This is a genomic window from Micromonospora sp. NPDC003776 (assembly GCF_053605645.1).
Genome location: NZ_JBSGJR010000933.1, coordinates 1 through 1,427, shown reverse-complemented (window position 1 = coordinate 1,427; position 1,427 = coordinate 1). Strand labels below are relative to the sequence as shown.

The 1,427-nt window shown below is 79.3% G+C and carries 1 protein-coding gene; it reads left to right on the top strand.

The annotated features are described in order from the left end of the window. The coding region (locus tag ACWEVO_RS36490) for a hypothetical protein (RefSeq protein WP_452311943.1) at positions 1-1,427 on the top strand (1,427 nt) is incomplete at both ends.

Sequence of the window (1,427 nt, the reverse complement as noted above, 5' to 3'; positions counted from 1 at the left end):
CGATGCACGATCTGCCCGTCGCGGACGGCGGCGAGCATCGCCGCGCACCGCTCCACCTCGCGCGCTGGCCGCCTACTACCGGGCGCTGCGCCAGGAGCCCGACGGCTGGCCGGGCGTGCTGCGGGACGTGGCCCGGCTGGCCGGCAGCACCGACCCGGCGGTGACCGGGACCGGCAGCGCCACCGCGCCGTGGCGGGTCGCGCTCCCGGCCCTGGCCGCCGCCGACGGCGCCCCGCTGGTGCTGGAACTGCTGCTGTGGGACTCCGGCACCACCACCCGACCGGTCCTGGAGCTGGGGCTGGGCCTGCGCGCCGGCGGCCACCTCGACCCGGAGCTGCCCTGGCGGGTGGACGTGCGGGCCGCCCTGACGTCGATCCCGCTCGACGGGATCACCGGACCCGCCTGGCTGGGCGGGGTCACCGCCACCGTCGCGTTCGAACCGCCGGCCCTGGCGCTGGACGCGCCGGTCCGGGTCGCCACCGCCGGCGTGCGCCTCGACGTCGGCTGGTCGCTCGGCTCCCCGGTCACCGTCACCGCCACCGTCGACGACCTGGCCGTCACCGTCGACGGGATGTCCCATGTCCTGGGCGACCTGACCCTGCCGCCCGCGGGCCCGCTCGACCCCACCGCCCCCGACCTGGGGCTGGGCCTCGACCCGGGCGCCCTCTGGGGTGCCGCGCGCAGCCTGCTCGCCCGGGTCGCCGAGTCGTGGGGCGGCCCCACCGTGCGGGACCTGCTGGCGTTGGTCGGCATCGCCGGCCCGGCCACCACCGGTCCGCTGGCCGGGCTGCCGCCGCTCACCCCACCCGACCCCGCCGACCTGTCCACCCTGCTGGCCGACCCGGCCGCCGCGCTGCGGCGCTGGCTGGCCGACCTGGCCCGGGACGAGAACGCCCGTACCGGTGGCGGTGTGCCGTACCTGCGGGCGCTGCTGGAGCTGCTCCAGGCGGCCCTGACCGACCGGCTGCCCGCCCTGCCCGGCCAGGACCTGCCGCCGGTCGACCTGCCGGTCACCGGTGGCGGCACCCCGGCCGTGCCGTGGCGGGTGCCGCTGCACCGCGCCGGGGACGACGCGGTGGAGCTGGTCACCTGGCTGGAACCGCAGGGCCCGCCGGCCCAGTGGGCGATCGCGCCGCTGGCCGAGCGGTACGGCGCCGACGCCTCCGACGAGGACCAGATCCTCGTCACCGGGGCCGACGTGCTGGAGGTGGCCGAGGTCGCCGGCGCGTACCTGCCCGACCTCGGCGACGCGCTGGACGGGGTGGACCCCGCCTACGCCGCCGCCGCGCTGGGGAGCCTGTCCAGCCTGCTCGTCGAGGGCGACGGGCTGGTGCCGGCCGGCGCCACCGCGCCCGACGAGCCCGGCTGGCGGGTCGGCACCCCCGTCGTCGCCACCCACGACACGCTCCCCGCCGCGGCGGCCACGG